General features: G+C 70.4%; 28 protein-coding genes. 26 read left to right on the top strand and 2 right to left on the bottom strand.

Annotation, left to right across the window (positions count from 1 at the left end; translation table 11 throughout):
- Positions 1-3: 3 nt before the first annotated feature.
- The gene (locus ACZ69I_RS30005; RefSeq protein WP_470835718.1) at positions 4-864 is read right to left on the bottom strand and encodes an SAM-dependent methyltransferase; all 861 of its coding nucleotides are present in this window, start codon (positions 862-864) and stop codon (positions 4-6) included.
- A 631-nt stretch (positions 865-1,495) separates the two neighbouring features.
- Here ACZ69I_RS30005 and ACZ69I_RS30010 point away from each other — a divergent pair.
- The 17 genes from ACZ69I_RS30010 to ACZ69I_RS30090 all read left to right on the top strand — a co-directional run bounded on the left by ACZ69I_RS30010 (position 1,496) and on the right by ACZ69I_RS30090 (position 14,658).
- The gene (locus ACZ69I_RS30010) at positions 1,496-2,092 is read left to right on the top strand and encodes a hypothetical protein (protein ID WP_361720674.1); all 597 of its coding nucleotides are present in this window, start codon (positions 1,496-1,498) and stop codon (positions 2,090-2,092) included.
- Positions 2,093-2,283: 191 nt separating this feature from the next.
- Entirely contained in the window at positions 2,284-2,721 is a 438-nt protein-coding gene (gene rpsP / locus ACZ69I_RS30015) for a 30S ribosomal protein S16 (protein WP_150186450.1), read from the top strand.
- Between the two features lie 2 nt (positions 2,722-2,723).
- Positions 2,724-2,963, top strand: a complete 240-nt coding sequence (locus ACZ69I_RS30020; protein WP_014176063.1) for an RNA-binding protein — start codon at positions 2,724-2,726, stop codon at positions 2,961-2,963.
- 92 nt (positions 2,964-3,055) lie between these two features.
- Positions 3,056-3,643: a ribosome maturation factor RimM gene (gene rimM / locus ACZ69I_RS30025; RefSeq protein WP_470835719.1), complete on the top strand. Its 588-nt coding sequence runs from the start codon at positions 3,056-3,058 to the stop codon at positions 3,641-3,643.
- The gene (gene trmD / locus ACZ69I_RS30030; RefSeq protein ID WP_470835720.1) at positions 3,643-4,464 is read left to right on the top strand and encodes a tRNA (guanosine(37)-N1)-methyltransferase TrmD; all 822 of its coding nucleotides are present in this window, start codon (positions 3,643-3,645) and stop codon (positions 4,462-4,464) included. Before rimM ends, trmD begins: the two co-directional genes overlap by 1 nt.
- Positions 4,465-4,634: 170 nt before the next feature.
- Positions 4,635-4,985 carry a 50S ribosomal protein L19 gene (rplS, locus tag ACZ69I_RS30035; protein ID WP_467671797.1) on the top strand — a complete coding sequence of 117 codons (351 nt, stop codon included), beginning with the start codon at positions 4,635-4,637 and terminating at the stop codon, positions 4,983-4,985.
- Between the two features lie 45 nt (positions 4,986-5,030).
- Complete coding sequence (gene lepB, locus ACZ69I_RS30040; protein WP_470835721.1) at positions 5,031-5,753, top strand: signal peptidase I; 723 nt, start codon at positions 5,031-5,033, stop codon at positions 5,751-5,753.
- A complete protein-coding gene (gene lepB, locus ACZ69I_RS30045; protein WP_470835723.1) occupies positions 5,746-6,831 on the top strand; it encodes a signal peptidase I in 1,086 nt (361 codons plus the stop codon). The genes lepB (ACZ69I_RS30040) and lepB (ACZ69I_RS30045) overlap by 8 nt, the downstream gene beginning before the upstream one ends.
- Positions 6,716-7,684 carry a signal peptidase I gene (lepB, locus tag ACZ69I_RS30050; RefSeq protein WP_467671803.1) on the top strand — a complete coding sequence of 323 codons (969 nt, stop codon included), beginning with the start codon at positions 6,716-6,718 and terminating at the stop codon, positions 7,682-7,684. Before lepB (ACZ69I_RS30045) ends, lepB (ACZ69I_RS30050) begins: the two co-directional genes overlap by 116 nt.
- Before the next feature lie 80 nt (positions 7,685-7,764).
- Positions 7,765-8,520, top strand: coding sequence for a signal peptidase I (gene lepB, locus ACZ69I_RS30055; RefSeq protein WP_470835724.1), 756 nt, complete (start codon positions 7,765-7,767; stop codon positions 8,518-8,520).
- 52 nt (positions 8,521-8,572) lie between these two features.
- On the top strand, positions 8,573-9,091 hold the full coding sequence (locus tag ACZ69I_RS30060; protein WP_467671807.1) for an NUDIX hydrolase: 519 nt from the start codon (positions 8,573-8,575) through the stop codon (positions 9,089-9,091).
- Positions 9,092-9,146: 55 nt separating this feature from the next.
- Positions 9,147-9,455: a DUF2469 domain-containing protein gene (locus tag ACZ69I_RS30065; RefSeq protein ID WP_005311352.1), complete on the top strand. Its 309-nt coding sequence runs from the start codon at positions 9,147-9,149 to the stop codon at positions 9,453-9,455.
- A 99-nt stretch (positions 9,456-9,554) separates the two neighbouring features.
- On the top strand, positions 9,555-9,962 hold the full coding sequence (locus ACZ69I_RS30070; protein ID WP_467671809.1) for a YraN family protein: 408 nt from the start codon (positions 9,555-9,557) through the stop codon (positions 9,960-9,962).
- Positions 9,962-11,581 carry a YifB family Mg chelatase-like AAA ATPase gene (locus ACZ69I_RS30075; RefSeq protein ID WP_470835726.1) on the top strand — a complete coding sequence of 540 codons (1,620 nt, stop codon included), beginning with the start codon at positions 9,962-9,964 and terminating at the stop codon, positions 11,579-11,581. Before ACZ69I_RS30070 ends, ACZ69I_RS30075 begins: the two co-directional genes overlap by 1 nt.
- Complete coding sequence (dprA, locus tag ACZ69I_RS30080) at positions 11,578-12,738, top strand: DNA-processing protein DprA (protein WP_470835728.1); 1,161 nt, start codon at positions 11,578-11,580, stop codon at positions 12,736-12,738. The genes ACZ69I_RS30075 and dprA overlap by 4 nt, the downstream gene beginning before the upstream one ends.
- A 415-nt stretch (positions 12,739-13,153) precedes the next feature.
- Entirely contained in the window at positions 13,154-13,996 is an 843-nt protein-coding gene (gene whiG / locus ACZ69I_RS30085) for an RNA polymerase sigma factor WhiG (protein WP_361720710.1), read from the top strand.
- Between the two features lie 104 nt (positions 13,997-14,100).
- Positions 14,101-14,658, top strand: a complete 558-nt coding sequence (locus ACZ69I_RS30090) for a TetR/AcrR family transcriptional regulator (protein WP_467671860.1) — start codon at positions 14,101-14,103, stop codon at positions 14,656-14,658.
- 111 nt (positions 14,659-14,769) lie between these two features.
- Here the strand turns inward: ACZ69I_RS30090 and ACZ69I_RS30095 are convergent, their stop codons facing one another.
- Positions 14,770-15,339 (bottom strand): M23 family metallopeptidase, encoded by a 570-nt coding sequence (locus tag ACZ69I_RS30095; RefSeq protein ID WP_470835729.1) that lies wholly within the window; start codon positions 15,337-15,339, stop codon positions 14,770-14,772.
- Between the two features lie 428 nt (positions 15,340-15,767).
- On the opposite strand from ACZ69I_RS30095, the gene rpsB reads away from it, so the two are divergent.
- The 9 genes from rpsB to ACZ69I_RS30140 all read left to right on the top strand — a co-directional run bounded on the left by rpsB (position 15,768) and on the right by ACZ69I_RS30140 (position 25,683).
- Positions 15,768-16,697: a 30S ribosomal protein S2 gene (gene rpsB / locus ACZ69I_RS30100; RefSeq protein ID WP_470835730.1), complete on the top strand. Its 930-nt coding sequence runs from the start codon at positions 15,768-15,770 to the stop codon at positions 16,695-16,697.
- 101 nt (positions 16,698-16,798) lie between these two features.
- On the top strand, positions 16,799-17,635 hold the full coding sequence (gene tsf / locus ACZ69I_RS30105; RefSeq protein WP_389716522.1) for a translation elongation factor Ts: 837 nt from the start codon (positions 16,799-16,801) through the stop codon (positions 17,633-17,635).
- A gap of 185 nt (positions 17,636-17,820) precedes the next feature.
- The gene (gene pyrH, locus ACZ69I_RS30110) at positions 17,821-18,582 is read left to right on the top strand and encodes a UMP kinase (protein WP_361720721.1); all 762 of its coding nucleotides are present in this window, start codon (positions 17,821-17,823) and stop codon (positions 18,580-18,582) included.
- A gap of 156 nt (positions 18,583-18,738) precedes the next feature.
- Positions 18,739-19,296: a ribosome recycling factor gene (frr, locus tag ACZ69I_RS30115; protein WP_361720724.1), complete on the top strand. Its 558-nt coding sequence runs from the start codon at positions 18,739-18,741 to the stop codon at positions 19,294-19,296.
- Between the two features lie 32 nt (positions 19,297-19,328).
- The gene (locus ACZ69I_RS30120) at positions 19,329-20,438 is read left to right on the top strand and encodes a phosphatidate cytidylyltransferase (protein WP_467671867.1); all 1,110 of its coding nucleotides are present in this window, start codon (positions 19,329-19,331) and stop codon (positions 20,436-20,438) included.
- A gap of 103 nt (positions 20,439-20,541) precedes the next feature.
- Positions 20,542-21,648: a dual-specificity RNA methyltransferase RlmN gene (gene rlmN / locus ACZ69I_RS30125; RefSeq protein ID WP_467671869.1), complete on the top strand. Its 1,107-nt coding sequence runs from the start codon at positions 20,542-20,544 to the stop codon at positions 21,646-21,648.
- Positions 21,649-21,896: 248 nt separating this feature from the next.
- Positions 21,897-22,982: a thiamine ABC transporter substrate-binding protein gene (locus ACZ69I_RS30130; RefSeq protein ID WP_470835731.1), complete on the top strand. Its 1,086-nt coding sequence runs from the start codon at positions 21,897-21,899 to the stop codon at positions 22,980-22,982.
- Positions 22,958-24,649, top strand: coding sequence for an ABC transporter permease (locus ACZ69I_RS30135; RefSeq protein WP_470835797.1), 1,692 nt, complete (start codon positions 22,958-22,960; stop codon positions 24,647-24,649). Before ACZ69I_RS30130 ends, ACZ69I_RS30135 begins: the two co-directional genes overlap by 25 nt.
- Positions 24,649-25,683, top strand: coding sequence for an ABC transporter ATP-binding protein (locus ACZ69I_RS30140; protein ID WP_467671875.1), 1,035 nt, complete (start codon positions 24,649-24,651; stop codon positions 25,681-25,683). The genes ACZ69I_RS30135 and ACZ69I_RS30140 overlap by 1 nt, the downstream gene beginning before the upstream one ends.
- Positions 25,684-25,696 lie beyond the last annotated feature (13 nt).

Below are 25,696 nucleotides of genomic sequence, written 5' to 3' on the forward strand. Positions count from 1 at the left end.
TGTCTACGGCGTGCGTGCGATCAGGTAGCGGAAGACGTTCGGCATCCACACCGTCCCGTCCCCGCGCCGGTGCGGATGCAGCGCCTCCGTCAGTTCCTTGTCGACCTGCACCTGGTCCGTCGCGCCCACCGCCGCGTCGAACAGCCCCGTGGAGAGCAGCCCGCGGACCGCGCTCTCCATGTCCGCGTACCCGAAGGGGCACGCCACCCGGCCCGAGCCGTCGGGCTTGAGCCCGGCCCGGTGGGCGACCTCCTCCAGGTCGTCCCGGAGCGCGGGCCGCCAGCTGCCCGTGGACCGCAGGGGCTCGGCGAGCTTCGTGGCCACCCGAAGGACGGAGGACGTCGCGCACCGCTCCGGAGGGCCCCAGCCGGCGAGCACCACCGGGCTGCCGCGCCGGGCGAGCGGCGCCGCCGCCTCCAGGAGCTCGGACAGCCCTTCGGAGTCGCCCGCCGTGCAGCCGATGGGCTGCATGGCGGTGACGAGGTTGTACGCGGGCAGGCCCGCCTCCGCCGCGTCCGCCGGGCCGCCCTCCACGAGGCGGGTGTCCGCACGCGCGCGTGCGTCCTCCGTGCCGTCCGAGAGGAGGCGCCCTCGCGCGAGAGCGAGGCGTTCGGGGTGCGCCGGGTCGACGCCGGTGACCGCGGCGCCGCGGGAGACCGCCATCAGCAGAGCGAGTCCGGAACCGCAGCCGAGGCCGAGGAGCCGGGTGCCGGCACCCACTTCGAGCCGTTCGTACACCGCTTCATAGAGCGGGACCAGCATCCGTTCCTGGATCTCCGCCCAGTCACGCGCGCGTGCACACAGGTCCACACGGGGCGAAGCGCCCGCGCGGGGGAGGTGCGACTGCACGAGTGTTGGTGTCATCGAAAGCGCCCCAATCCAACGAGAGTTACGTGCCGTGCCGGAATTCAACGGTTCGTCCGCCCCCCGTGCAGTGCGCTCGCACTCCCCCCGTATGCCAGAGAACTCCGCATCCGTCGTGGAGTCCAGGGGTTGTGTGGCAATGCTTGCGTGCCACCGTCGTGCGCCCCCCGAGGGGCGGGGATTCACGTCCCCGCAGCCCCGCCTCTCCCCTGCGCGCCACGGCCGGACACCCGGCCGGGCAGGCCGTGACCGTACGGCGTCCGGTCGTTGGGGGACGGGGCGGTGCCGGACGCCGATGAGACCCCGGGTAACGTCGCTGCCGCGGCCCGCTCCGACCGAGGAACACGGGCCCGCCCCGCCGAGGAAACTGAGAGATGCGGCTCCGGTACCAGCGCGTCCGCCCCCGGTCCACGCTCCCGCCCGTGCGACACGAGACCCGGCGCGAGGACATGGCCTACGCGCCGGGGCGTACGCGCCACTACGTACCGGCTTGGTGTGAGCTGTGAGGCTTCTCCGCAGATCAGCGCACCCGCCCTCGTCCGGACGCATCAACGGCAACTGACGGGTACGTGCAAATTATTTGGGATGCCCCGGAATGGAACCCCCAGGGCACTCGGCTCGTTGTCACGACGTGAGCACGACACCACCTGTTCTCGCCGCAGAGCTGGCACAGGCGTGGGCCGACATTCAGCGGCACCACCCCGAGCTGCCCGACCTTGCCGCGCCCGAATCCCTGATCGGAGAGTCGTCGTCCGCCTGCGGCGCCGAGCTCTCCTTCGAGCGACTGCTTCACGAGGCAGTCCATGGCATCGCCGCCTCGCGCGGTGTACGCGACACTTCACGTGCCGGCCGATATCACAACCGCAGATTCCTCGCGATCGCCGAGGAGCTGGGCCTCGATCACCCCGAGGAGCCACACCCCAGCAGCGGCTTCTCCCTGGTCACGCTCAACCCCGAGGCGAAGAAGCGGTATCGCCCGACGATCGACCGCCTCCAGCGCGCACTGAAGGCGCACACCGCGGCGACGACGGCGGACACCGCGCGCAGCTTCCGGGGACCGGCCGCCCGGCACGGCTCCTCCGGGGGCGGCGTGCGCGTGAAGGCGGTCTGCGACTGCGGGCGCAACGTCCGCGTCGTCCCTTCCGTGCTCGCCCAGGCGCCGATCATGTGCGGCGGCTGTGGAAAGCCGTTCCGCATCCCGGAAGTGGTCGGTGTGGGCGTGGGCTGAGCTGGAGCGGGGGCGTCCGGCCCGGGTTCGGGCGCCCCGGCGACGTATGGCACAATGGCTAGCTGTACTCGACAGTCGCACAGGACCCCTCTCTCCTCCGGCTGACGCGTCCATCGGGCACTCGAGTACCGCAACCCCACGCGGCATCACTGTTGTGCCCACCCACGTCAAGACCAGGAGACACCACTCCCGTGGCAGTCAAGATCAAGCTGAAGCGTCTGGGCAAGATCCGTTCGCCTCACTACCGCATCGTCGTCGCCGACTCCCGTACCCGCCGTGACGGCCGGGCCATCGAGGAGATCGGTCTGTACCACCCGGTGCAGAACCCCTCGCGCATCGAGGTCAACTCGGAGCGTGCCCAGTACTGGCTGTCCGTCGGCGCCCAGCCGACCGAGCCGGTCATGGCGATCCTGAAGCTCACCGGCGACTGGCAGAAGCACAAGGGTCTGCCCGCCCCGGCGCCGCTGAAGGTTGCCGAGCCCAAGGACAAGCGCGCCGCGTTCGAGGCCTTCACCAAGGGTCTCGAGGGCGACGACGCCAAGGGTGAGGCCATCACCCAGAAGGCCAAGAAGTCTGACAAGAAGGCGGACGAGGCCGAAGCCGCGTCCACCGAGTCGACCGAGGCCTGAGCATGCTCGAGGAGGCTCTCGAGCACCTCGTGAAGGGCATCGTCGACAACCCCGACGACGTGCAGGTGGCCTCGCGCAACCTGCGCCGCGGGCGCGTCCTCGAGGTCCGGGTCCACCCTGACGACCTCGGCAAGGTGATCGGCCGCAACGGCCGCACCGCACGCGCTCTGCGCACGGTCGTGGGCGCCATCGGTGGCCGCGGTGTCCGCGTCGACCTCGTCGACGTGGACCAGGTTCGCTGAACCGGGTTCGTAGAACCACAGCAGCACCGGCTCGGGCCGGGGAGGGCTCAAGGGCCTTCCCCGGCCCGTAGTCGTGGATGAGGAGAAACGCAGTGCAGTTGGTAGTCGCCCGCATCGGCCGTGCCCACGGCATCAAGGGTGAGGTAACCGTCGAGGTCCGCACCGACGAGCCGGAGCTGCGGCTCGGCCCCGGCGCCGTCCTCGCCACCGACCCCGCCGCCACCGGCCCGCTGACGATCGAGTCCGGCCGGGTGCACAGCGGCCGCCTGCTGCTGCGCTTCGAGGGCGTGCGCGACCGCACGGCGGCCGAAGCGCTGCGCAACACGATCCTGATCGCCGAGGTGGACCCCGAAGAGCTCCCCGAGGAAGAGGACGAGTTCTACGACCACCAGCTCATGGACCTCGACGTCGTCCTGACCGACGGCACCGAGGTCGGCCGGATCACGGAGATCTCGCACCTGCCCTCGCAGGACCTGTTCATCGTGGAGCGGCCCGACGGCAGCGAGGTCATGATCCCCTTCGTGGGGGAGATCGTCACCGAGATCGACCTCGAGGAGCAGCGCGCGGTCATCGACCCGCCCCCGGGCCTCATCGACGACCGCGCGGAGATCGCTTCCGCCCGGGACGCGGAGGCGGCCGAGGAGAGCGGCGACGGCGCGGCGTCGGAGGACCAGGCGTAATGCGGCTCGACGTCGTCACGATCTTCCCGGAGTACCTGGAGCCCCTGAACGTCTCCCTCGTGGGCAAGGCACGCGCGCGTGGGCAGCTCGACGTCCGGGTGCACGACCTCAGGGAGTGGACGTACGACCGGCACAACACGGTCGACGACACCCCCTACGGCGGCGGCCCCGGCATGGTCATGAAGACCGAGCCCTGGGGCGCGGCCCTCGACGACGTGCTCGCCGAGGGGTACGAGGCGGGGGCCCACGGCCCCGTCCTGGTCGTCCCCACGCCCAGCGGGCGCCCCTTCACCCAGGAACTCGCGGTGGAGCTCTCCGAGCGCTCCTGGCTCGTCTTCACGCCCGCGCGCTACGAGGGCATCGACCGCCGCGTCACGGACGAGTACGCGACCCGTATGCCCGTCTACGAGGTCTCCATCGGCGACTACGTCCTCGCGGGCGGGGAAGCCGCCGTCCTGGTCGTCACGGAGGCCGTGGCGCGGCTCCTGCCGGGTGTCCTCGGCAACGCGGAGTCCCACCAGGACGACTCCTTCGCCCCCGGGGCGATGGCCAACCTCCTGGAGGGCCCCGTCTACACCAAGCCTCCCCAGTGGCGCGGGCACGGCATTCCGGACGTGCTGGTCAGCGGTCACCACGGCAGGATCGCGCGCTGGCGGCGGGACGAGGCGCTGCGGCGCACCACCCGCAACAGGCCTGACCTCATTGAGCGTTGCGACCCCAAGGCCTTCGACAAGAAGGACCGCGAGATGCTCTCGATCCTGGGGTGGCGGCCGGGGCCCGACGGCCGATTTGGGCGAGACCCCCAAGCCGTGGAAGAATAGGCCGCTGCTGTACGTCCAGCGTGCGCCCCTGCCACAGGGGGATCGACCGAAGTTCTCTCTCCGCGTCAGCGGGAGATGGTCAAGACGCCCGCCCGACGCGATCAGCTACCGAATCCTCATCACCACGTTCCGCTGATGACCTGTGGCATCAGTGAAGAAAGCAGACGATCATGGCTAACCTGCTCGACTCCGTCGACAGCGCGTCGCTGCGCAGCGACGTCCCCGCGTTCCGCCCGGGTGACACCGTCAACGTGCACGTCCGCGTCATCGAGGGCAACCGCTCCCGTGTGCAGCAGTTCAAGGGCGTAGTCATCCGCCGCCAGGGTGCCGGCGTGCGCGAGACCTTCACGGTCCGCAAGGTCTCCTTCTCCGTCGGCGTCGAGCGCACCTTCCCGGTGCACACCCCGATCGTCGAGAAGATCGAGCTCGTCACCCGCGGTGACGTGCGTCGCGCGAAGCTGTACTACCTCCGTGACCTGCGCGGCAAGGCCGCGAAGATCAAGGAGAAGCGCGACAACTGAGCTCGCGCGCGGGTCCACAGCGGGGCCGGATAGCATCTGGCCCCGATGGACACCGAAGCACAGCACACGGAGCGCGACCGCTCCTCCTCATCCTCCGACTCCGGAGACGTCCCGCACGTCGCCGAAGCGTCCGAGGAGACGGAGGACCGGTCGCGCTCCGTTCTTGCGTCACTGACCGACTGGCTGCCGGGCGGCAGGCTCACCCTGTCCTTCCTGCTGTGCATGGGTCTCCTGCTCGCCGTCAGCACCTTCGCGGTGCAGCCCTTCGAGATCCCGAGCGGCTCCATGGAGCCCGCGTTCCGGTCCGGGGACCGGGTGCTCGTCAACAAGTTGGCGTACCGTTTCGGTTCCGAGCCGCAGCGGGGTGACGCGGTCGTCTTCGACGGCACCGGCTACTTCGGAGACGCCGACTACATCAAGCGGGTCGTGGGCACGGGGGGAGACCGGGTGGTCTGCTGCGACAAGCGGGGGAGGGTCGAGGTGAACGGTGAACCCGTCGACGAGCCCTACCTGTACCCGGGGGACGTCCCCTCCCAGGTGCCCTTCGACGTCGTCGTCCCCGAGGACAGCCTCTTCCTCCTCGGCGACCACCGCAGCGACTCCCGGGACTCCCGCGACCACCTCGGGGAGCCCGGCGGCGGCATGATCCCGGTCGACGACGTCATCGGCAGGGCCGACTGGATCGCCTGGCCGGTCGGTCACTGGACGTCCCTGGAGCGGCCCGACGGCTACGCGCGCGTGCCGGACCCGGGAGGCCGCCATGGGTAACCGGGGACGGACGCGTGGCGCCGGCGACGACGCGGACACCCGGCTGCCCACGGGGTCCCGGCCGACCGGCGGCCCCGTACTGCCCGGCCGGGCCGATCGCCGCAAGCTCGCGAGGAAGGTGAAGCGGCGCAGGCGACGCTCGGCGATCAAGGAGGTGCCGCTCCTCATAGGCGTGGCCCTGCTGATAGCGCTGGTCCTGAAGACCTTCCTCGTACAGGCCTTCGTGATCCCCTCCGGGTCCATGGAGCAGACGATCCGGATCGGTGACCGGGTCCTGGTCGACAAGCTCACTCCTTGGTTCGGGTCGAAGCCGGACCGCGGTGACGTCGTCGTCTTCAAGGACCCCGGCAACTGGCTCGAAGAGGAGCAGGGCAAGAAGAAGGACGACCCGGTGGTCGTCAAGCAGCTCAAGGAGGGCCTGACCCAGATCGGTCTGCTCCCCTCCGACAGTGAACGGGACCTGATCAAGCGCGTGATCGGCGTCGGCGGCGACACCGTGAAGTGCTGCGACAAGAACGGCAAGGTCACCGTCAACGGGGTCCCTCTGGACGAGCCGTACATCCACCCCGGGGACAAGCCCTCCGCCTTCGCGTTCGAGGTGAAGGTCCCCGAAGGGCGGCTCTTCATGATGGGCGACCACCGGAGCGACTCGGCCGACTCCCGTTTCCACCGCACCGAGAAGTTCCACGGCACCGTCTCCGAGGACGAGGTGGTGGGGCGCGCGATGGTCATCGCCTGGCCCTTCGGCCACTGGCGCAAACTGGAAGAGCCCGCCACGTATGCGTCGGTTCCCGACGCGCGTGCGGCATCGGACACCGCCACAGGTGTGTCGCATAGGGTGGCCACCGACGATCGATATGGATTGATCCGGCTCCCGACCCCTGCGGAACTCCCGCTCGTTATGGGAGTGGTGGGCCTGCATCGCATCTGGGGCAGGCGGCGGCACGGACTGAGGAGTGGATGTGGGGGATTTGGCGGTCGGCGCACGATCCGGACACGAGGGGCCCGAGGAGCGGCCGGAACGATCCGACGAGCCGGGCGTCGAGGGCGTCGAAGGCGGTGCCACCCCCGGGAATGACGTCGCGGACGGCGACGGCGACGGCGCGACGCGCGAGCAGGATGCCAAGCAGCAGAAGAAGCCCCGTTCCTTCTGGAAGGAACTGCCCCTGCTCATCGGCATCGCCCTGGTCCTGGCGCTGGTCATCAAGACCTTCCTGGTCCAGGCGTTCTCGATCCCGTCGGACTCGATGCAGAACACGCTGCAGCAGGGCGACCGCGTCCTCGTCGACAAGCTGACTCCGTGGTTCGGCTCCGAGCCCGAGCGCGGCGAGGTCGTGGTCTTCAGGGACCCGGGCCACTGGCTGGACGGCGAGCCCACACCCGACCCGAACGCGGTCCAGCGGGTCCTCGGCTGGGTCGGCCTGATGCCGTCGGCCGACGAGAAGGACCTCATCAAGCGCGTGATCGGCGTCGGCGGCGACACCGTGGAGTGCAAGGGCACCGGCCCGGTGAAGGTCAACGGCAAGGCGCTGAACGAGCCGTACGTCTTCGCGGGGAACACCCCGTGCAGCGTCGACGACCAGGGCGGCCAGTTCAAGGTGACGGTGCCCAAGGGCAAAATCTGGGTCATGGGTGACCACCGGCAGAACTCGCTGGACTCCCGCTACCACCAGAACCAGCCCGGCGGCGGCGCGGTCCCCGTGGACAACGTCGTGGGCCGCGCCATCGTGATCGCCTGGCCGCCCACCCGCTGGGCCACGCTGCCCAAGCCGGACACCTTCGACCAGCCGGGCATCAACGCGCTCTCCAGCGCGGCGCCGGGCGTCCTCGGTCTCGCGGGCTCGGTGCCGATCGTGCTCTGGCGCAGGCGACGCCTGACGGTCGCGGCCGCGCAGGCCGCGAGGGTTTCTGGCGGAGGTACCGCCAGGTAGGGTGCCGTCCCAGATCGCCGATCTTCCGCCGTCCGTGCCTACGGACGGCGGGGTCGTCTCCGAGACGGGGGAGCACCGGGATGAGCAGGACACGTCGTACGGACGAGGGCCGCGGACGGCTCGGCAGCGTGCTGTCGGGCGTCGCCGTGGCCCTCGGCTGTGTGCTCTTCCTCGGCGGGTTCGCCTGGGGTGCCGTCCAGTACCAGCCCTACACCGTCCCCACCGGCTCGATGACGCCGACGATCGGCTCGGGGGACCGGGTGCTCGCGCAGCGGATCGACGGTGGCGACGTCCGCCGCGGCGACGTCGTCGTCTTCAAGCAGTCGACCTGGGGCGATCTGCCGATGGTCAAGCGCGTCGTCGGCATAGGCGGCGACAAGGTGGCCTGCTGCAAGGACGGCAAGCTGACCGTCAACGGCGAGGAAGTCGCAGAACCGTATCTCCCCGAAGGCCAGGGCGCGGCGGCCACCGGCATCCCCACCACCACCGTCCCCAAGGGCCGCCTCTTCCTGCTCGGCGACGAGCGCAGCGGCTCCCTGGACTCCAGCGTGCACCTGGGCGACGGGGACCACGGTTCGGTGCCGCGCAGCGCCGTGCGGGCGCGGGTCGACGCGGTGGCCTGGCCGATGGACAAGTTCGGCATGCTGGCACGGCCCGAGGGCTTCTCGGACATGCCGGGCGGCATTTCGCAGCCCGGGCCGCTGCGCATGGTGGTGATCGCGATCGTGGTGGGCATGGTGCTCGTCCTCGGCGGTGCGGCGTACGGCCCGGTGGCCAAGCGTCTGGGCCGCGGACGCGGCGGGAACCGTACGCGAGAGGCCGCGAGTGTCGGCTGAGGGCACATCCGCCGAGGGCGCGTCGGCCGAGTTGTCCTCTGCCGAGGAGACCGTGACCGCCGGGGATGCCGGGGCGTCGCTTTCGGGGCGGCCGCTGCGCAAGGTGGCGCGGGTGATCCTGCTCGACCCGAGCGACCGCATCCTGCTGCTGCACGGATACGAGCCGGGGGACCCGGCGGACGACTGGTGGTTCACGCCGGGCGGCGGTGTCGAGGGCGACGAGACCCGGGAGCAGGCCGCCCTGCGTGAGCTGCGGGAGGAGACCGGCATCACGGAGGTCGAGCTCGGGCCCGTGCTGTGGCGGCGGGTCTGCGCCTTTCCGTTCGCCGGGCGGCGCTGGGAGCAGGACGAGTGGTACTACCTGGCGCGTACGTCACAGACGGCGACCGCCGCCGAAGGGCTCACCGAGCTGGAAAGGCGCAGTGTCGCCGGAGCACGTTGGTGGACGTGCCGAGAACTGACCGAGGCTCATGAGACGGTGTATCCGACCAGGCTCGCCGGGCTGCTTCGCAGACTGCTCGACGAGGGGCCCCCGGATCGGCCCGAGATCCTCGACACGGAAATCGTGTAGCGGTTCGCGGGGCTGACGCACAATAGGGGGACGCACGGCTGAAGGGGAACATGCCATGAGCGCCGAGGACCTCGAGAAGTACGAGACCGAGATGGAGCTGAAGCTCTACCGGGAGTACCGCGATGTCGTCGGTCTGTTCAAATATGTGATCGAGACCGAACGGCGCTTCTACCTCACCAATGACTACGAGATGCAGGTGCATTCGGTCCAGGGTGAGGTCTTTTTCGAGGTGTCCATGGCGGACGCCTGGGTGTGGGACATGTATCGGCCCGCCCGCTTCGTCAAACAAGTGCGGGTCCTCACGTTCAAGGACGTGAACATCGAGGAGCTCAACAAGAGCGATCTCGAACTGCCGGGCAGCTGAGCGGCGAGCCGGAGCGCGGTGGAGTTCACTCCCAGGGGTGGCGGAGTTTTCCACAACCGGTGAGTTGTGCACCAAGATCCAATAGGTGCGGCCTGAAGCGTGACTGTGGGTGCCGGAGGTGGTGCCGACATGAACGCACGGGGAGCGATCGGCAGGTACGGCGAGGATCTGGCCGCGCGGCGGCTGGTCGAGTCGGGGATGACGGTTCTGGAGCGCAACTGGCGCGCGGGCAGAACCGGTGAGATCGACATCGTGGCCATGGACGGTGAGGCCCTGGTCGTCTGCGAGGTCAAGACGCGCAGGGCTGGCCGGGCCGGCGCCGCGCCGTTCGAGCATCCGATGGCGGCCGTGGGCCGGACCAAGGCGGAGCGGCTGCGCAGACTGGCCGAGCGCTGGATCGAGGAGCGCGGCGGACCACCGCCCGGCGGCGTCCGCATCGATCTGATCGGCGTCCTGATCCCGCAGCGCGGCGTCCCCGTGGTGGAGCACGCGCGGGGGGTGGCCTGATGGGGTTCGCGCGGACGTGTTCCGTCGCACTGGTCGGCGTCGAGGGCGTGGTCGTCGAGGTGCAGGCCGATCTGGAGCCGGGTGTCGCGGCGTTCACGCTGGTGGGTCTGCCGGACAAGAGCCTCACCGAGAGCCGCGACCGGGTCAGGGCCGCCGTGGTCAACTCGGGCGGTGAATGGCCCCAGAAGAAGCTCACGGTCGGGCTGAGCCCGGCATCGGTGCCGAAGGGCGGCAGCGGCTTCGATCTCGCGGTGGCCTGCGCCGTCCTCGGGGCGGCCGAGCGGATCGACCCGAAGGTCCTCGCCGACATCGTGATGATCGGAGAGCTGGGTCTCGACGGCCGGGTGCGGCCGGTCCGTGGAGTGCTTCCCGCGGTCCTCGCGGCGGCCGATGCCGGGTATGAGCAAGTGGTCGTCCCGGAGTGCACGGCCGCCGAGGCCTCCCTCGTGCCGGGCGTATCCGTTCTCGGCGTGCGCAGCCTGCGGCAGCTCATCGCGGTGCTCACCGACGAGCCGGTTCCCATGGAGGAGCCGGACGAGACGGGTCGGCCCGATCCGATGCTCGCGGGACTCTGCGTTCCCGGCACCGGTATCGGCACGGGCCTCAGCGACGCCCTGGACGACACCCACGGCCTTGACCTCGCCGACGTCGTCGGCCAGGGACCGGCCAGGACCGCCGTCGAGGTGGCCGCGGCCGGTGCGCACCACCTCTTCCTGCAAGGGCCGCCGGGGGCCGGAAAGACGATGCTCGCGGAGCGCCTGCCGGCCGTGCTGCCCCGGCTGACCAGGGAGGAGTCCTTGGAGGTCACCGCGGTCCACTCGGTGGCGGGCATGCTGCCCCCGGGCAAGCCGCTGGTGGACATCGCGCCCTACTGCGCACCGCACCATTCCGCGACGATGCAGTCGCTCGTGGGCGGCGGCAAGGGGATCCCGCGACCGGGGGCGGTGTCCCTCGCTCATCGCGGCGTGCTGTTTCTCGACGAGGCGCCGGAGTTCAGCAGCCAGACCCTGGACTCCCTGCGCCAGCCCCTCGAATCGGGGCATGTGGTGATCGCGCGCAGCGCGGGGGTGGTGCGCCTGCCCGCGAAGTTCCTGATGGTGCTCGCGGCGAACCCCTGCCCGTGCGGTCGGCACACCCTGCTGGGTGACGGCTGCGAATGCCCGGCCTCCGTGATCCGCCGCTATCAGGCCCGGCTCTCCGGCCCGCTGCTCGACCGGATCGACCTGAAGGTCGTGGCGGAACCCGTCACCCGGTCCGAGCTTGCCGGGTACGGCACACGAGGAGAGTCCACCCGGGCCGTCGCCGACCGGGTGCGCGCCGCCCGGGAGCGAGCGGCGGCCAGGCTGACCGGCACCGGCTGGCGGACCAACAGCGAGGTCCCCGGGCACGCCCTGCGCACCCGCTGGCCGGCCGACCCCGGTGCGCTGGACGCGGCCGAACTGGATCTGGCGCGGGGCTTCCTGACCGCCCGCGGCCTGGACCGCGTCCTGCGGGTGGCCTGGACCGTCGCGGACCTCGCGGGTCACGGCAGGCCCACTGCCCAGGACGTCGCGCTGGCGCTGCAACTGCGCACCGGGGTCTCACGCGGCGTGCCGATGGCGATCGGGGCGCCGACGTGACGGCGGACTCGCCCGCCGAGGACGAACGGCACGCCCGGGTCGCCCTGACGCGGGTCCTGGAGCCGGGGGACGCGACCGGTGGGCGGTGGCTGCGCGAGATGGGGCCCCGTGAGGTGCTGCGTCGGCTCCGTGGGGAGGAGAAACCGCTGGTGGGGGTGTCCGTGCGGCGGTGGGAGGGGTTGCGGGCTCGGGCGGCGAAGGTGCGGCCGGAGCGGGATCTGGAGGTGGCGAGGGACGTCGGAGGGAGGTTCGTGTGCCCGGGGGACGCGGAGTGGCCGGTGACGCTGGACGACCTGGGGGACGCGCGGCCGGTCGGGCTCTGGGTCCGGGGGCGGCCGTCCCTGCGGATGTGGGCGCTGCGGTCGGTGGCGGTCGTCGGGGCGCGTGCCTGCACGGAGTACGGCGCGCACATGGCGGCAGGACTCGCCGCGGGGCTCGCGGAGCGCGGCTGGGTCGTGATCTCCGGCGGGGCGTACGGGGTGGACGGTGCCGCGCACCGAGGGGCGCTCGGGGCCGGTGGTGCGACCGTGGCCGTGCTGGCCTGCGGCGTCGACCGGCCCTACCCGCGCGGGCACGCCGAGCTGATCGGCCGGATCGCGGAACAGGGTCTGGTCGTCGGTGAGTTACCGCCGGGCGATCATCCGACGCCGAGCAGATTCATCCAGCGGAACCGGGTGATCGCGGCGCTGACCAGGGGGACGGTGGTGGTCGAGGCCGCCTACCGCAGCGGGGCGCTCGCCACGGCGCGCAGCGCTCAGGAGTTGGGGCGCTTCGCCATGGGCGTTCCGGGGCCCGCGACCAGCGGTCTCTCCGCCGGGGTGCACGAACTGCTGCGGGGGGACGGTGTCCTGGTCACCGATGCCGCCGAAGTCGTTGAGCTGGTGGGTGACATGGGGGAGCTCGCACCGGCCAGGCGCGGCCCCGTCGTGCCGCGCGACCTGCTCACTCCCGGAGCCCAGCGCGTCCTGGCCGCACTGCCCGCACGCGGGCGTGCTGTGGTGCGGGACGTCGCGGTCGGCGCGGGGACGACCGAGGACGACGCGATAGGTCGACTGTACGAGCTTCAGTCGTTGGGGTTCGTCGAACGACACGGCGACGGCTGGCAGTTGACACGCCAGGTGAATCCGCCTGTCTTCGCCGAGGGAGGTGGATCGTGACCGAGCGTGTTCCGCCGGACGGATGACCCCCGACAGCCTTGGGAAATCGCGGAGTTGACGGTTCAAGGCCGTCACGCAGAGCGACCGCGTCGACTCCCCGGGGCGCCCAGCGGAACGTATCTGCGCCCGCGCGATCCCCTACTCTTCGCTCACTGCAACACTTCAGTCACGCTACGCTCACAAGGATTCCGGCACGGACGGCAACCAGACGGACAACCTCATTCATTCCACGCACGCTCCCCATCGCACCGGCGCGAGCGACACCGGCGACCCGGCCGGTGCGCGCGCGGCCACTGATCCACGCGACGTCCCCCGTACACGCGACTTTCCCCGTACACGCGACCTCCCCAGCTCAGGTGACCTCCCCGGGTCACGCGACATGACCGGTTCACGGCAGAACGGCTCAAGGCGACGAATGCCCCAGCACACCTCAGGGTCCGACCGGGCAGCGGTTCCCCCCGCCGCTCGTAGCGGCGAACGGGAGCGGCCTCCCGCGCCGTCGTCGCTGGACGAGCTGTGGCGGTCGTACAAGGAGACGGGCGACGGACGGCTGCGGGAGCAGCTGATCCTGCACTACTCGCCGCTGGTGAAGTACGTCGCGGGCCGGGTCAGCGTGGGGCTGCCGCCCAACGTCGAGCAGGCCGACTTCGTCTCGTCCGGGGTGTTCGGGCTGATCGACGCGATCGAGAAGTTCGACATCGAGCGGTCCATCAAGTTCGAGACGTACGCGATCACGCGCATCCGCGGCGCGATGATCGACGAACTGCGGGCGCTCGACTGGATCCCCCGGTCCGTGCGGCAGAAGGCGCGCAATGTCGAGCGGGCCTACGCCACGCTGGAGGCGCAGTTGCGGCGGACTCCATCGGAGGGGGAGGTCGCCGCCGAGATGGGCATCGCGCTGGAGGAACTGCACGCGGTTTTCAGCCAGTTGTCGCTGGCGAACGTGGTGGCCCTGGAGGAGCTGCTGCACGTCGGCGGCGAGGGCGGCGACCGGCTCAGCCTGATGGACACGCTCGAGGACCACGCGGCCGACAACCCGGTGGAGGTCGCCGAGGACCGGGAGCTGCGTCGGCTGCTCGCGCGGGCGATCAACACGCTGCCGGAGCGTGAGAAGACCGTCGTGACGCTCTACTACTACGAAGGCCTGACCCTCGCCGAGATCGGCAACGTGCTCGGGGTGACCGAGAGCCGGGTGAGCCAGATCCACACGAAGTCCGTGCTGCAGCTGCGGGCGAAGCTGGCGAGTTTTGGACGCTGAGCGCGCTGAATCGTCCCTGCCCGAGTGAGTGCGCACGGGAGCGGCTCCCGCGCGCGGCGTCCCGTCCGTAAAGTGGAGCTGTGCCAAGGATTCGAGCGGCCTCAGTGGCCGAGCATCGGTCGATGCAGCGCGGCGCCCTGCTGGACGCCGCGCGTTCCCTGCTGTCCGAGGGCGGTACGGAGGCGCTGACCTTCCCCGCCCTCGCCGAGCGCACCGGGCTCGCCCGGTCCTCCGTGTACGAGTACTTCCGGTCACGGGCGGCCGTGGTGGAGGAGCTGTGCGAGGTTGACTTCCCCGTCTGGGCGGCGGAGGTCTCGGCGGCGATGGAGGGTGCGGCATCGGCGGAGGGCAAGGTCGAGGCCTATGTCCGGCGGCAGCTGGCCCTGGTGGGGGACCGGCGGCACCGGGCCGTGGTCGCCATCTCCGCGAGTGAGCTCGACGCCGGGGCCCGGGAGAAGATCCGCGCCGCGCACGGTGGCCTCATCGCGATGATCGTCGAGGCGCTCGAGGACCTGGGGCACGAGCAGCCCCGGATGGCGGCGATGCTGCTCCAGGGCATCGTGGACGCGGCGGTGCGGCGGATCGAGCTGGGCGCCGCGGAGGAGCCCACCGCCATCACCGAGGCGGCCGTGGCCATGGCTCTGCGTGGTGTGCGGGGCTGAAGCCCGCGTGTGACCGCGTGTGACCTGTGCTTGCCCGCCTGTGCTTGCCCGCCTGTGCTTGCTCGCTGGCTCACTATCGGCGTTCGCCCGCCTGTGTGCGCCGTCTGGCGCTCACCCATCGGCTTTCACCTCCTGATGTTCCCTGCCGATGGTCACCGGCAGCAGGCGGGACGGCCCCCGGTGCAGGAGCCATGGGGGCAGCAGGGGCAGGGGATCCAGGTAGGCCCCGGCTCTGAGCAGGCCCCAGTGGAGGCAGCTTCCCGGGCAGTGGCCCGTCGGGAATTCCAGCGTGCCGACCACGTCGCCCGCGGCCACCTCGTCGCCCTTCTTCAGCGACGCCTTCACCGGTTCGTACGTCGTGCGCAGGGGTGGATCACCCGTGCCGTCCAACTCCACCGAGACCACGCCCCTGCCCGCCACCCGGCCCGCGAAGGTGATCCGGCCCGAGGCCACGGCCCGTACCGCACTGCCCGGCGGCGCGGCGAGGTCCACGCCACGGTGACCCGCGCCGTACGAGGTCGAGGGCGGGTCCCAGGCGCGGACGACCTCGGGGCGAGTGCCCACCGGCCAGGCGGCGGCCAGGGGCGGGGTCGCAGGTGAAGGTGAGGGCGCGGGCGAAGGCGCGGGCAGAGCGGTTGCGAGCAGGGCTGCCAGCACCGGCAGCAGGAGTTCAAGGCGCATGGAAGAACCGTCCCGCGCCGGGCCCCGCCGTGTGGATCATGGTCCGGATCTGTGGATGACCGGGCGGTTGTGGACAACGGCGTCACCCGGTCGTGGACGACGGCGTCCCTCGGTCGTGGGAGCTGTCGTGGCAGCTGTCGTGGGACCCGGCGGGGTGCGGCCGTGGGGGCTGCCACGGAGGCCGAGGCCGTCCCGCGGACCGCCGTCACCTGGGCAGCGACGGCGGCGTCACCCGCCACCCCGCGGGTCCCGTACACTTCTCGTGGCGATCCGGGTCACCGGGTCGACTTCGCACGCCCCGGCACCAGGCCATGAAACAGCCGGTGTCAGCGCCTCTCGGTCCCTCGTGGGCAAGGCGCGGAGCGGGCGTCAGGCGCGAGTGCCGTCCGGCACACGCGGCACAACCGAGATTCTCAAGGAGAACGGCCATGGCCGTCGTCACGATGCGGGAGCTGCTGGAAAGCGGCGTCCACTTCGGTCACCAGACCCGTCGTTGGAACCCGAAGATGAAGCGCTTCATCTTCACGGAGCGCAACGGCATCTACATCATCGACCTGCTCCAGTCGCTGTCGTACATCGACCGCGCCTACGAGTTCGTCAAGGAGACCGTCGCCCACGGCGGCACGGTCATGTTCGTCGGCACGAAGAAGCAGGCGCAGGAGGCCATCGCGGAGCAGGCCACCCGCGTCGGCATGCCCTACGTCAACCAGCGCTGGCTGGGCGGCATGCTCACCAACTTCTCGACCGTCTACAAGCGCCTGCAGCGCCTGAAGGAGCTCGAGCAGATCGACTTCGAGGATGTGGCCGCGTCCGGCCTCACCAAGAAGGAGCTGCTCGTCCTCTCCCGCGAGAAGGCCAAGCTGGAGAAGACCCTCGGCGGTATCCGCGAGATGTCCAAGGTGCCCAGCGCCGTCTGGATCGTGGACACCAAGAAGGAGCACATCGCGGTCGGCGAGGCCCGGAAGCTCAACATCCCGGTCGTCGCCATCCTCGACACCAACTGTGACCCCGACGAGGTCGACTACAAGATCCCGGGCAACGACGACGCGATCCGCTCCGTCACCCTGCTCACCCGCGTGATCGCCGACGCCGTCGCCGAGGGCCTCATCGCCCGTTCCGGCGTGGCCACGGGCGACCAGAAGCCGGGCGAGAAGGCCGCCGGCGAGCCGCTCGCCGAGTGGGAGCGCGACCTGCTCGAGGGTGAGAAGAAGGCCGACTCCGACGACGCCGTCAAGGCCGAGGAGCCGAAGGCTGCCGAGGCCGAGGCCGAGGTTCAGAAGTCCGCCGAGACGGAGAAGGCCGCCGACGCCGAGCAGGCCGAGGCCCCCGCCGCGGCCGCGGACGCCGAGCAGGCCTGACCTCACAGGTTCGGTAGTTGACGGCGGGGGCCCGGTCGGCCCCCGCCGTTCACCCGTAGACCTCCGTAGATCTTTCAGACTTCGAGAGAGAATTTTCGATCATGGCGAACTACACCGCCGCTGACGTCAAGAAGCTCCGTGAGCTCACGGGCGCCGGCATGATGGACTGCAAGAAGGCGCTCGACGAGGCCGATGGCAGTGTCGACAAGGCCGTCGAGGCGCTCCGCATCAAGGGTCAGAAGGGCGTCGCCAAGCGCGAGGGCCGCTCTGCCGAGAACGGCGCGGTGGTCTCCCTCATCGCCGACGACAACACCTCCGGTGTCATCGTCGAGCTGAAGTGCGAGACGGACTTCGTCGCCAAGGGTGACAAGTTCCAGGCCGTGGCGAACAACCTCGCCGCCCACATCGCCAAGACGACCCCGGCCGACCTCGAGGCGCTGCTCGCGTCCGAGATCGAGGCCGGCAAGACCGTCCAGGCGTACGTCGACGAGGCCAACGCCAACCTCGGCGAGAAGATCGTCCTGGACCGCTTCGCGCAGTTCTCGGGCGCCTACGTCTCCGCGTACATGCACCGCACGATGCCCGACCTGCCCCCGCAGATCGGTGTCCTCGTCGAGCTGGACAAGGCCGACGCCGACGTCGCCAAGGGCATCGCCCAGCACATCGCCGCCTTCGCGCCGAAGTACCTCTCCCGCGAGGACGTCCCGGCCGAGGTCGTCGAGACCGAGCGTCGCGTCGCCGAGGAGACCACCCGCGCCGAGGGCAAGCCCGAGGCCGCGCTGCCGAAGATCGTCGAGGGTCGCGTCAACGGCTTCTTCAAGGAGGCCACTCTCCTCGGTCAGCCGTACGCGCTGGACAACAAGAAGTCGGTCGAGAAGGTTCTCGCCGAGGCCGGTGTCACCCTGAAGCGCTTCTCGCGCATCAAGGTCGGCATCTGAGTCCGTACCGCGATCGACGGTAGACCCCGCTAGGGTCGACAGCGGTCGCCCGCGCACGGTCCTCGTGCGCGATGTACGACCGCAGGATCTGACGAGGAGGCCACTGCCGAGCATGGGATGCGAACGACACCCCACCGGCAGTGGCCTTCTTCGCATGTGTGCCAAGTAAGAGAAGCGAGAACCACATGACCACCAAGGCCGACTCGAAGAGTGACGACGACAAAGTTGCCGGACGCTTCCTGCTGAAGCTCTCCGGCGAGGCGTTCGCCGGTGGAGGCGGCCTCGGGGTCGATCCTGACGTGGTGCACGCCATCGCCCGCGAGATCGCGGCCGTCGTCCGTGACGGCGCGCAGATCGCCATCGTCATCGGCGGCGGCAACTTCTTCCGCGGCGCCGAGCTCCAGCAGCGGGGCATGGACCGCGCCCGCTCCGACTACATGGGCATGCTCGGCACGGTCATGAACTGCCTCGCCCTCCAGGACTTCCTGGAGAAGGAGGGCATCGAGTGCCGCGTCCAGACCGCCATCACCATGGGGCAGGTCGCGGAGCCGTACATTCCGCTGCGTGCCGTGCGGCACCTGGAGAAGGGCCGTGTGGTCATCTTCGGCGCGGGCATGGGCATGCCGTACTTCTCCACCGACACCACCGCCGCGCAGCGCGCCCTGGAGATCGACGCCGAGGCGCTCCTCATGGGCAAGAACGGCGTGGACGGGGTCTACGACTCCGACCCCAGGACCAACCCGGACGCGGTGAAGTACGACGCGCTCGGCTACGGCGAGGTCATCACCCAGGACCTGAAGGTCGCCGACATGACCGCGATCACGCTGTGCCGGGACAACAAACTGCCCATCCTCGTCTTCGAGCTGCTCTCCGAAGGCAATATCGCCCGGGCGGTCAAGGGTGAGAAGATCGGCACACTCGTGGGCGACCAGGGAAACCGGGCCTGACCTCCGGGACCTGGACCAGCCTCAAGGGACGTACGCGAGACGGCCTTTGAGGGGATGGACAAAGCCCTGCCGGTCGGACACCGTGCAGGAAAGACACGCGACGCAGCCGGCCGCCCCGTGCCGGCCGGGCCTACTCAAGACACGCAGGAGCAAGTGGTGATCGAAGAGACCCTCCTCGAGGCCGAGGAGAAGATGGAGAAGGCCGTCGTGGTCGCCAAGGAGGACTTCGCCGCGATCCGCACCGGCCGTGCGCACCCGGCGATGTTCAACAAGATCGTGGCTGACTACTACGGCGCCCTTACGCCGATCAACCAGCTGGCCTCGTTCTCGGTGCCGGAGCCGCGGATGGCCGTGGTGACCCCGTTCGACAAGAGCGCGCTGCGCAACATCGAGCAGGCGATCCGGGACTCCGACCTCGGCGTCAACCCGAGCAATGACGGCAACATCATCCGTGTGACGTTCCCTGAGCTGACCCAGGACCGCCGCAAGGAGTACATCAAGGTCGCCAAGACCAAGGCCGAGGACTCCAAGATCTCGATCCGGTCGATCCGTCGCAAGGCCAAGGAGGCCCTCGACAAGGCGATCAAGGACGGCGACATCGGAGAGGACGAGGGCCGCCGCGGCGAGAAGGAGCTCGACGACACCACCGCCAAGTACGTCGCCCAGGTGGACGAGCTGCTCAAGCACAAGGAAGCCGAGCTGCTCGAAGTCTGAGTCTCGAGTCCGAGGAATCAGGAAACCGATCCGTGAACGACTCTTCCTGGGGGGCGCCGCCCAGAGCCGGGTATTGGGGGCCGTCCGACCACGGACCTGGTCAGGGGGCGACCCCGCCAGGTCCCGCGTACGATGCGCAGGACGCGCTGTTTCCGTCTGAGACGCAGCCCATGCCCATCGTGCCCGACGTACCCGTGAACGGCGGAGACCAGGACGACGACCGGGGGGCCACTCCGATGGGCGGCCCCCTGTTCCGTGACGAGCCTCCGCAGGAGCCCATGCCCAGCGCACCTCAGCCGCAGCCCGCCCCGGTGGCACCGCAGAAGAAGAGCGCGGGCCGCGATCTCGGTGCGGCCATAGGAGTCGGTGTGGGACTCGGCGCGGTGATCATCGCGTCGCTCTTCATCGTGAAGGCCGTCTTCGTCGGCGTCATAGCGGTCGCCGTCGTGGTCGGCCTCTGGGAGCTCACCTCGCGGCTCGAGGAGCGCAAGAGCATCAAGGCGCCGCTCGTGCCGCTCGCGGTGGGCGGCGCGGCGATGGTCGTCGCCGGGTACGTGCGCGGGGCCGAGGGCGCGTGGGTCGCGATGGCCCTCACCGCGCTCGCGGTCCTCGTCTGGCGCATGACGGAGCCCCCCGAGGGTTATCTGAAGGACGTGACGGCGGGGGTCTTCGCCGCGTTCTACGTCCCGTTCCTCGCCACGTTCGTGGCGCTGATGCTCACCGCGGACGACGGTCCGAAGCGGGTGCTCACGTTCCTGCTCCTGACCGTGGTCAGCGACACCGGTGCGTACGCGATCGGCTGGCGCTTCGGCAAGCACAAGCTGGCGCCGCGCATCAGCCCCGGCAAGACCCGCGAGGGCCTGGTCGGAGCGGTCACCTTCGCGATGGCCGCGGGCGCGCTGTGCCTGCAGTTCCTGATCGACGACGGCGCGTGGTGGCAGGGCCTGGTGATCGGCTTCGCGGTCGCGGTGAGCGCCACGCTCGGTGACCTCGGCGAGTCGATGATCAAGCGGGACCTCGGCATCAAGGACATGGGCACGCTGCTGCCGGGTCACGGCGGCATCATGGACCGCCTCGACTCGCTGCTGCCGACGGCGCCGGTGGTCTGGCTGCTGCTCGTGCTCTTCGTGGGGTCGGCCTGAGCGTTCCGGTGTACGCCGTCTGACCTGCCTGTATGTAGGTGAGGGGCTCGTTGTCCACAGGGCGGCGAGCCCCTTGTCGTATGTCTGCGACACTGGAAGGACCATGCCTGTACCCGGAGAACTCACCTTCGTCGCGCCCCGCGGAGCCAAGAAGCCCCCGCGGCACCTCGCCGACCTCACGCCCGCCGAGCGCAAGGAAGCCGTCGCCGCCATCGGCGAGAAGCCGTTCCGCGCCAAGCAGCTCTCGCAGCACTACTTCGCGCGGTACGCGCACGACCCGGCGGAGTGGACCGACATTCCCGCCGGTGCGCGCGAGAAGCTCCGCGAGGCGCTGCTGCCCGATCTGATGTCCGTGGTCCGGCACATCAGCTGTGACGACGACACGACGCGCAAGACGCTCTGGCGGCTCTTCGACGGGACGCTGGTCGAGTCGGTGCTGATGCGGTACCCGGACCGGGTCACCATGTGCATCAGCTCCCAGGCGGGCTGCGGGATGAACTGCCCGTTTTGTGCCACGGGGCAGGCCGGTCTGGACCGGAACCTGTCGACCGGTGAGATCGTGCACCAGATCGTGGACGGCATGCGCGCGCTCCGGGACGGCGAGATTCCGGGCGGGCCCGCGCGGCTCTCCAACATCGTCTTCATGGGCATGGGCGAGCCGCTGGCCAACTACAACCGCGTGACCGGCGCCATCCGCCGCCTCACCGACCCCGAGCCGGACGGCCTCGGCCTGTCGCAGCGCGGGATCACGGTGTCGACGGTGGGGCTCGTGCCCGCCATCCACCGGTTCTCCGACGAGGGCTTCAAGTGCCGGCTCGCGATCTCCCTGCACGCGCCGGACGACGAGCTCCGCGACACCCTCGTCCCCGTGAACACGCGGTGGCAGGTGCGCGAGGTGCTCGACGCGGGCTGGGAGTACGCGGCCAAGTCGGGCCGCCGCCTCTCCATCGAGTACGCGCTGATCCGCGACATCAACGACCAGGCATGGCGTGGTGACCGGCTCGGGCGGCTGCTCAAGAACAAGCCGGTGCACGTGAACCTGATCCCGCTGAACCCGACGCCGGGCTCGAAGTGGACCGCGTCGCGCCCCGAGGACGAGAAGGCGTTCGTGGCGGCCATCGCCGCCCACGGCGTGCCGGTCACGATCCGGGACACCCGGGGCCAGGAGATCGACGGAGCGTGCGGCCAGCTCGCCGCGGCCGAGCGGTAGGCCGAGAGGTAGTCTGACGGGCGTGCGGGCGTACGCCTCGTACACACATCTGCATATTTCCGACAGGGGAGCGCCACAGCGCTGAGAGTGCGGCACCTTGGACAGGTGGGCCGCAGACCCTCTGAACCTCGCCCGGGTCATTCCGGGTAGGGAGTTCGGGCACGACTCAAGCTGTAGCGCCCTGCCCGCGGCCACCCGGCCGGCGGGCGGGGCCGCGTCTCTTCCTGGACACCCAGGAGGAAGTTTCAGTGAGCACCACCAAGAAGGTCACGTTCACCGCGGTGGCGGTGGGCCTCGGGCTCGTCGCCGTCTCGGCGTGCGGCGGGGGCGACGGCGGTTCCGGGGCGTCCGACTCCAAGAGCGTGACGCTCGTCAGCCATGACTCCTTCAACGTCTCCAAGGACGTGCTGAAGGACTTCGAGAAGCGCTCCGGGTACAAGGTCAAGGTCCTCAAGGACGGCGACGCCGGCGCCGCCGTGAACAAGGCGATCCTCTCCAAGGACAACCCGCAGGGCGACGTCTTCTTCGGCGTCGACAACACGCTCCTGTCGCGGGCGCTCGACAACGGCCTCTTCCAGTCGTACGAGGCCAAGGGCTCGGCGCGGATCAAGCCGGAGTTCCGGGTCGACGGGGACAAGCACCGCGTGACGCCCGTCGACAGCGGCGACATCTGCGTGAACTACGACAAGAAGTACTTCGCCGACAAGAAGCTCGCGCCGCCGCAGTCCTTCGAGGACCTGGTCAAGCCCGCCTACAAGGACCTGCTGGTCACCGAGAACACCTCGACCTCGTCGCCCGGCCTCGGCTTCCTGCTCGGCACCGCCGCGAAGTACGGGGACAAGGGCTGGGAAGGGTACTGGAAGAAGCTCAAGGCCAACGGCGTCAAGGTCGTCGACGGCTGGGAGCAGGCCTACAACGAGGAGTTCTCCGGGTCCGCCGGAGGCAAGAAGGCCAAGGGCGACCGGCCGCTCGTCGTCTCGTACGCCTCGTCGCCGCCCGTCGAGGTGCTCTTCGGCAAGCCGCAGCCGAAGCAGGCGCCGACCGGCGTCGCGACCGGCACCTGCTTCCGCCAGGTCGAGTACGCGGGCCTGCTCGGCAACGCCAAGAACACCAAGGGCGGCAAGGCGCTCCTGGACTTCCTCGCGGGCAAGGAGTTCCAGGAGGACATGCCGCTGAACATGTTCGTGAACCCGGTGCGCGAGGGCACGAAGCTGCCCGAGTTGTTCACCGAGCACGGCGTCCGCGTCGACGAGCCGCAGACCATGGACCCGAAGAAGATCGCCGACAATCGCGAGCCGTGGATCAAGTCGTGGACCTCGCTCGTACTGAAGTAACGAAGTCCCGCTCCCGCGCGGGCTCCGGCCGGGGAAGCGCGGCGCGGCTCGGTCTGATGGCCGGACCCGTCGCGTTCTTCGCGCTCTTCTTCGCCTATCCGGTCTCGGCGATCGTCGCGCGCGGGCTGCACGTCGACGGCGTCTGGCGGTTCGGGCGGATCACGGAGGTGCTCGGGCAGTCCGACATCCGGCACGTGCTGTGGTTCACCACCTGGCAGGCGCTCGCGTCGACCGCGCTGACGCTGCTGATCGCGCTCCCCGGCGCGTACGTCTTCGCGCGCTTCGACTTCCCCGGCAAGCAGGCGCTGCGGGCCGTCGTCACCGTGCCGTTCGTGCTGCCGACGGTCGTCGTCGGGACCGCCTTCCTCGCGCTGATCGGGCGGGGCGGGCTCTTCGACGAGCTGTGGGGCGTCCGCCTGGACACCACCGTCTGGGCGATCCTGCTGGCGCACGTCTTCTTCAACTACGCGGTCGTCGTCCGCACGGTCGGCGGGCTCTGGTCGCAGCTCGACCCGCGGCAGGAGGAGGCCGCGCGGATGCTCGGCGCCTCGCGCTGGACGGCGTGGCGGACGGTGACGCTGCCCGCGCTCGGACCGGCGGTGGCCGCTGCCGCGCTCATGGTGTTCCTCTTCACCTTCACCTCCTTCGGCGTCGTGCAGATCCTCGGCGGACCCGCGTACTCCACCCTCGAGGTGGAGATCTACCGGCAGACCGCCCAGCTGCTCGACCTGCCGACGGCCGCGGTCCTGACGATCGTGCAGTTCGTGGCGGTGGGGCTGATCCTCGCCGTCCACGCGTGGACCGTGCGGCGGCGCGAGAGCGCGCTGAAGCTCGTGGACGCCGCGGCCGTCGCGCGACGGCCGCGCGGCGCCGGGCAGTGGACGCTGCTCGGACTCGTCATGGCGACGATCGCGCTGCTGATCCTGCTGCCGCTCGGGGTGCTGATCCAGCGCTCCTTCGACGGTCCCGACGGCTTCGGCCTCACGTACTACGAGGAGCTGACCTCGGCGGACGGCGGCGCCTTCCTCGTGCCGCCGATCGAGGCGGTCTGGAACTCCCTCCAGTACGCGGTCGTGGCCACCGCCATCGCGGTCGTCGTCGGAGGGCTCGCCGCCGCCGCGCTGACACGCCGCGCCGGGCGCCTCGTCCGCGGCTTCGACGCGCTGCTCATGCTGCCGCTCGGGGTCTCCGCGGTGACCGTGGGATTCGGGTTCCTCATCACCCTGGACGAGCCGCCGCTCGACCTCCGGGCCAGCTGGATCCTGGTGCCGCTGGCCCAGGCGCTGGTCGGTGTGCCCTTCGTCGTCCGCACCATGCTGCCCGTCCTGCGCGCGGTGGACGGGCGGCTGCGCGAGGCCGCCGCGGTGCTCGGGGCGTCGCCGCTGCGGGCGTGGCGGGAGGTCGACCTGCCGATGGTGCGGCGAGCGCTGCTGATCGCCGCCGGGTTCGCCTTCGCCGTGTCGCTCGGTGAGTTCGGGGCGACCGTCTTCATCGCGCGGCCGGACAATCCGACGCTGCCGGTCGCCGTGGCGCGGCTGCTCGGCCGGGCCGGGGACCTCAACTACGGCCAGGCGATGGCCCTTTCGACGATTCTCATGGTGGTGTGCGCGGTGTCGCTGTTGCTCCTGGAACGCCTTCGGACGAGCCGGACGACGGGGGAGTTCTGATGACGGACGCCTTGCTGAGCCTGCGGGAGACGACGGTGCGTTTCGGGGCGCGGGCCGCGCTCGACGCCGTCGGCCTCGACGTCGAGGAGCACGAGATCGTCTGCGTGCTCGGGCCGAGCGGCAGCGGCAAGTCGACGCTGCTGCGGGTGGTCGCCGGGCTCCAGGGGCTCGACGGCGGGCAGGTCCTCCTCGGCGGGCGCGACCAGCGCGGGGTGCCCGCGCACAAGCGGGGCGTCGGCCTGATGTTCCAGGACCACCAGCTCTTCCCGCAGCGCGACGTGGCGGGGAACGTCGCGTTCGGGCTGCGCATGCACGGCGCGTCGCGGGCCGAACAGGCCGACCGCGTCGCCGAGTTGCTGGAGCTCGTCGGGCTGCCGAACGCGCAGCGGCGCGCGGTGGCCTCGCTCTCGGGCGGCGAGCAGCAGCGGGTCGCCCTCGCGCGTGCGCTGGCCCCGCGGCCCCGCCTCCTGATGCTCGACGAGCCGCTCGGTCAGCTCGACCGCTCGCTGCGGGAACGCCTCGTCGTCGAACTGCGGGAACTCTTCGACGAGTTGGGCACCACCGTGCTCGCCGTCACGCACGACCAGGGCGAGGCCTTCGCGCTCGCCGACCGTGTCGTCGTCATGCGCGACGGCCGGATCGCCCAGTCCGGCACGCCACTTGAGGTGTGGCAGCACCCGGCGGACGAGTTCGTGGCGCGCTTCCTCGGCTTCGACAACGTCGTCGACGCGACGGTGGAGGGCGACGCCGCCGAGACCGTGTGGGGCAGGATCCCGGTACCGGCGGGAACGGCCGCCGGACGGCACAGGATCCTGGTGCGCCCCGCCGGGGTGCGGCTCGTGTCCCTCGACGACGGGCTGCCGTGCGAGGTGGTGGCCCGCACGTTCCGCGGCACGCACGTCGCGGTGCGCCTCCAGCCGAAGGAGGGCCCACGCCTGGAGGCGGCCTGCGCGCTGCGCGAGGCGCCGGGAGTGGGCGAGACGGTGGGCGTCGCGTTCGACGCGGGGGACGTGGTGGTGCTCGGGGGCGGGTGACGGGGAGGGACCC

The sequence above is a fragment of the Streptomyces sp. NPDC036815 genome, assembly GCF_055609205.1.